This is a genomic window from Kluyvera sp. Awk 3 (genome assembly GCF_028069715.1).
GTDB lineage: Bacteria > Pseudomonadota > Gammaproteobacteria > Enterobacterales > Enterobacteriaceae > Kluyvera > Kluyvera georgiana_A.
In genome coordinates, this window is record NZ_JANEWH010000217.1 from 1 (window position 1) to 4,695 (window position 4,695).

A 4,695-nucleotide genomic window follows, 5' to 3' on the forward strand; every position below is an offset into this window, starting at 1 on the left:
TTATTTATTCGCTAAGAAACAGTTCAAGCAGTGAGTTCAAAAACAGTTTACCGTGCTCGGTTATCTGCCAGTATTGCTCGCACTCGGTCAGGTAGCCCTGGGCCAGCGCTTCATCCAACTGTGGGCGGATGATACTTTCGTCCAGGCCGGTATAGGCGCTGAATTCGGCGCGCGGCGCGGCTTCCAGTAAACGGAAGCGGTTCATAAAGAATTCAAACGGCTTGTCGGCGTTCTCAACGTCGTGCTGGCGCTCCAGATAGCGCCCTTCCATATAGCCGCGCGGATGACGCGTTTTCGCCGTACGCAGAATGCGGCCGTCCGGGAACGTCACCTTGCCATGCGCACCGCAGCCGATGCCCAGATAATCGCCAAAGCGCCAGTAGTTGAGGTTGTGCTGGCACTGATAGCCCGGTTTGGCATAGGCCGAGGTTTCATACTGCTGATAACCTGCAGCGGTCAGCAATTGATGACCCTGCTCGAAGATATCCCACAGCGAGTCGTCGTCCGGCAGCACCGGCGGGCGCGAACCAAACAGAGTATTGGGCTCGATAGTCAGCTGATACCAGGAGAGATGCGGCGGCGACAGTTCAATCGCCTGGCGCAGGTCGCTCAGCGCCTCTGCCAGCGACTGATCGGGCAGGCCGTGCATCAGGTCGAGGTTGAAGCTGCGCAGCCCCAGACCGCTCGCCAGGCGCGCGGCGCGTTTGGCCTCTTCCGGCCCGTGGATGCGCCCAAGACGCTGGAGCTTGCTGTCGCTAAAGCTCTGTACCCCGATAGAAATGCGATTAACGCCCGCCCTCTGGTACTCAACGAAGCGGTCAGCTTCGACTGTCCCCGGGTTGGCTTCCATGGTGATTTCTGCATCAGAGGCCAGCGTCAGACGCGCGCGAACGCCGTCCAGCAGAGCCTGCATCGCCGGGCCTGAAAGCAGGCTCGGTGTACCGCCACCGATGAAAATAGTCTTCACTTCACGTCCCTGCGCGTAAGCAACGTCGGCGTCTAAGTCGCTCAGCAGATGCTGTACGTAGTCGTCGTGCGGCACTTCACCTTTCAGCGCGTGCGAGTTGAAGTCGCAGTACGGGCACTTCTGCACGCACCACGGGATATGAATGTAGAGACTTAGCGGGGGCAGCTTAACCATGACGCATGGCTTCCAGTAACAGCTTCAGCGCCTGACCGCGATGGGAGATGGCAATCTTCTCTTCGCGGCTTAGCTCAGCGGCGGTCTTGCCTTCCGACGGCACAAAGAAGATAGGATCGTAGCCGAAGCCGCCCTGGCCTGCCGGCGCGCGGGTAATCACCCCCGGCCAGGTGCCGTGGCACACCAGCGGCGTGGGGTCTTCGGCGTGGCGCATATACACCAGTACGCAGTGGAACTGCGCCTGACGCTGGTCGTCCGGCACGTCTTTTAAGGTTTCCAGCAGCTTTTCCAGGTTCTGTTGGTCGCTGGCGTCGAGGCCGGAATAGCGTGCGGAGTAGATCCCCGGCGCGCCGCCGAGAACGTCAACCGCCAGACCGGAATCATCGGCGATGGCCGGTAAGCCGGTCACTTGTGCGGCGTGGCGCGCTTTGAGAATCGCGTTTTCAATAAAGGTCAGCCCGGTCTCCTCGGCTGACTCTACGCCAAGCTCAGTCTGGGCGACGATATCAAGACCAAAATCGCCGAGCAGCGAAGCAAGCTCGCGCACTTTACCGGCGTTACCGGTCGCGAGGACAACTTTTTGCATGGGATATCCTAAAGTTTCAGGGCGTCGACGCCCGATGGGATCTGTTGCGGATGAATAATTTTAACCTGTTTATGCCGCCCCAGTTCACCTTTCTCGATGATGACCTGGCTTTTGGCGACCTTAAACTGCTTGGCGAGATATTTCACCAGATGGGCATTTGCCTGCCCATCAACGGGCGGGGCGGTGATGGCGACTTTTAGTTCGTCGCCATGTACCCCAACAATCGCATCCCGGCTGGCCTTTGGCTGAATATACAGCCGCAGTACCAGCCCGTCATCGCAGGGAGTGACGGCACTCATAGCGCCATCCACAGTCCTGGCAGCAGCATGTTACCGGTGGCTTGCAGCACTTCGGCGATGCCCATATTGATGACATACAGCAGCAGCACCAGCACCATCGGAGAAAAATCGATTCCCCCCATGGACGGCAGCAGCCGGCGGATTGGGCGTAGCAGCGGCTCGGCGAGCTGCATCAGCACGAACTCAACCGGGCTACGACCCTGGCTGACCCAGCTCATGATCGCCATCAGCAGCAGCACCCAGAAGATCAGCAGGCCGATGGTCTTGAGCAGAATCAGCACCGCAGAGATCCAGATAATCGGCTGGAAGGTGATGACCATAAACAGCACGATGGCTTTCACCACGCACAGAATAAAGGCCAGCAGCAGCGAAGCGCTGTCCAGCGGGCCCATCGGCGGAATGACGCGACGCAGCGGGCCGACGATCGGTTGCGTGATCTTCACCACGAACTGTGAGAACGGGTTGTAAAAATCGCAGCGCGCCCACTGCATCCAGACGCGCAGCAGTAGCACCATTGTATACAGTTCAATCACTGTAGAGAGCAGGAAGGTCAACGTCTTCATGGCGTTCCTTGGGGTTCCTTATTTTTTTGTGTAATCACGCGCACCAAAAATCGCGGTGCCAATGCGTACCATTGTACTACCTGCCGCAACAGCGGCTTCCATGTCGTCAGACATGCCCAGAGATAGCGTGTCTACGGTCGGGTAGTCTGCTTTCAGTCGCGCGAATGCTACAGCCATTTCGCGGGCAACGGCAAACTGCCGGTCGTACTCTTTTTCCGGCGCGGGAATCGCCATCAGGCCGCGCAGGCAGACATTCGGCAGGGCGGCAATGTCGGCCGCCAGCGCGTCAAGCTCCGCCAACGGAATGCCTGATTTGCTCTGCTCATCGCTGATGTTGATTTGAATCAGCACGTTGAGCGGCGGCAAGTTGGCCGGACGCTGCTCGCTTAAGCGCACGGCAATTTTCAGCCGGTCTACGGTGTGGCACCAGTCGAAGTGCTCGGCAACCAGACGACTTTTATTGGACTGCAGTGGGCCAATAAAGTGCCATTGCAACGAGGTGATTCCCTGCGCGCGAAAGTGGAGAATTTTCTCTACCCCTTCCTGAACGTAGTTTTCACCAAATGCGGTCTGGCCCGCAGCAACGGCTTCTTCGACGGCGCTCGCAGGTTTTGTTTTACTCACTGCAAGCAGCGTTACTTCTTCTGAATCCCGGCCGCAACGCGCTGCTGCCGCTGAGATTTTCTCCCTGACCTGTGCCAGGTTATGCGCAATATCGTTCATATGGGCTGGTGGGTCTATGGATATACAAGAAATCGTGGCGCTTAGTGTAAAGCATAATGTCTCGGATCTACACCTGTGTAGCAGCGCAAACGCGCGCTGGCGCAGGGAGGGTAAGCTGGAAATTGCGCCGTTTACTGCCCCGGATCCCGAAGTATTGATGGCCAGTTGGCTGAGTGAGAGTCAGCAGCAGGCGTGGCAACGACATCGGCAGCTTGATTTTTCCGTCTCGCTTCCCGGCTGTCCACGATTACGTGCCAGTGCGTTTGCCCACAGCCAGGGGACATCGTTGGTACTACGCATTCTGCCCACACAGTGTCCGACGCTTGCTGAACTGCATACGCCGGCTGCGCTGGCTGAGATGTTAAACGAAGAAAGCGGATTGATTCTGGTGACCGGGGCAACGGGTAGCGGTAAATCGACCACGCTGGCGGCGATGGTAGACCACCTCAATCATCATCTGGCGGGGCATATTCTGACGCTGGAAGATCCGGTTGAGTTTCTGCATGCCAGCGAAGGTTGCCTGATTCAGCAACGGGAAGTCGGGCAGCATACAGCCTCTTTCGCGGAGGCGCTGCGGGTGGCGTTACGTCAGGATCCGGACGTCATTCTGCTTGGCGAGCTGCGCGATAGCGAGACGATTCGCCTGGCGCTGACGGCGGCAGAGACCGGCCATCTGGTACTGGCGACGCTGCATACGCGCGGCGCCGCGCAGGCGATCGAACGTTTGGTTGATGTGTTTCCAGCTCAGGAGAAGGAGCCGGTTCGCAACCAGCTTGCCAGCAGTCTCTGCGCGGTGCTGGCGCAGAAGCTACAGCCTGACAGTCGGGGTGGGCGAGTGGCGCTGTTTGAAATGCTGATCAACACGCCTGCCGTCAGTAACCTTATTCGCGAGGGTAAAACGCATCAGATTGCCGGAGTGATGCAGACTGGGCTGCAAAGCGGAATGCAGACCTTCAGCCAGAGCTACCAGCAGCGAGTGAACGCCGGGATGCTATAAAAAGGAAAAACGTATAGTTATTCGCCAGCATGATCGTCTGGCGAGCGCCATTGAGAAACAATGAATTCGGCTATCACATAATTGAAGGCAAAAATGTGATGGCCGTTTTATTTTAATATTCATCGCTGGGATAATAATCAATTTCTCTTTTTGTTTTGTAAATTTAATTATTGTCGCTGTTGCGGGGATGTACTTATTTGTAATTTCTGAGTGATTTTCAAAGGGCGGAAACAAAACTTCCTACGACGTTTATTCTAATATGGTATGAGTCATTACGCCATAGGTATGAGGGCTTTGTAATTAGTTAATTACATTGTGTTGCGTAGGCTTACAAAAAAAGGTTGATATTCTTTTGACACTTCCAAGGTCTTCGTTCTATCCTATTT

At 56.4% G+C, this 4,695-nt stretch carries 6 protein-coding genes; 1 reads left to right on the forward strand and 5 read right to left on the reverse strand.

Annotated elements, in window-relative coordinates; translation table 11 throughout:
- Window positions 1–4: 4 nt before the first annotated feature.
- The 5 genes from hemW to NNN71_RS23720 are packed head-to-tail and all read right to left on the reverse strand — an operon-like array spanning window position 5 to window position 3,312.
- A complete protein-coding gene (hemW, locus tag NNN71_RS23700; protein ID WP_163446015.1) occupies window positions 5–1,141 on the reverse strand; it encodes a radical SAM family heme chaperone HemW in 1,137 nt (378 codons plus the stop codon).
- Window positions 1,134–1,727 (reverse strand): XTP/dITP diphosphatase, encoded by a 594-nt coding sequence (locus tag NNN71_RS23705; protein WP_167575042.1) that lies wholly within the window; start codon window positions 1,725–1,727, stop codon window positions 1,134–1,136. Before NNN71_RS23705 ends, hemW begins: the two co-directional genes overlap by 8 nt.
- Before the next feature lie 8 nt (window positions 1,728–1,735).
- Entirely contained in the window at window positions 1,736–2,026 is a 291-nt protein-coding gene (gene yggU / locus NNN71_RS23710) for a DUF167 family protein YggU (RefSeq protein WP_064542635.1), read from the reverse strand.
- Complete coding sequence (locus NNN71_RS23715; RefSeq protein ID WP_163446017.1) at window positions 2,023–2,589, reverse strand: YggT family protein; 567 nt, start codon at window positions 2,587–2,589, stop codon at window positions 2,023–2,025. Before NNN71_RS23715 ends, yggU begins: the two co-directional genes overlap by 4 nt.
- A gap of 18 nt (window positions 2,590–2,607) precedes the next feature.
- Window positions 2,608–3,312, reverse strand: a complete 705-nt coding sequence (locus NNN71_RS23720; protein ID WP_223803860.1) for a YggS family pyridoxal phosphate-dependent enzyme — start codon at window positions 3,310–3,312, stop codon at window positions 2,608–2,610.
- 16 nt (window positions 3,313–3,328) lie between these two features.
- Between NNN71_RS23720 and NNN71_RS23725 the strand changes: the two genes are divergently transcribed.
- Window positions 3,329–4,309, forward strand: a complete 981-nt coding sequence (locus NNN71_RS23725) for a type IV pilus twitching motility protein PilT (protein WP_271459493.1) — start codon at window positions 3,329–3,331, stop codon at window positions 4,307–4,309.
- Window positions 4,310–4,695: the final 386 nt, after the last annotated feature.

Bases quoted from the DNA above. Each gene is read 5' to 3' on its own strand.
- hemW (WP_163446015.1), bottom strand. From the start codon at position 1,141: ATGGTTAAGCTGCCCCCGCTAAGTCTCTACATTCATATCCCGTGGTGC.
- yggU (WP_064542635.1), bottom strand. From the start codon at position 2,026: ATGAGTGCCGTCACTCCCTGCGATGACGGGCTGGTACTGCGGCTGTAT.
- NNN71_RS23705 (WP_167575042.1), bottom strand. From the start codon at position 1,727: ATGCAAAAAGTTGTCCTCGCGACCGGTAACGCCGGTAAAGTGCGCGAG.
- NNN71_RS23720 (WP_223803860.1), bottom strand. From the start codon at position 3,312: ATGAACGATATTGCGCATAACCTGGCACAGGTCAGGGAGAAAATCTCA.
- NNN71_RS23715 (WP_163446017.1), bottom strand. From the start codon at position 2,589: ATGAAGACGTTGACCTTCCTGCTCTCTACAGTGATTGAACTGTATACA.
- NNN71_RS23725 (WP_271459493.1), top strand. From the start codon at position 3,329: ATGGATATACAAGAAATCGTGGCGCTTAGTGTAAAGCATAATGTCTCG.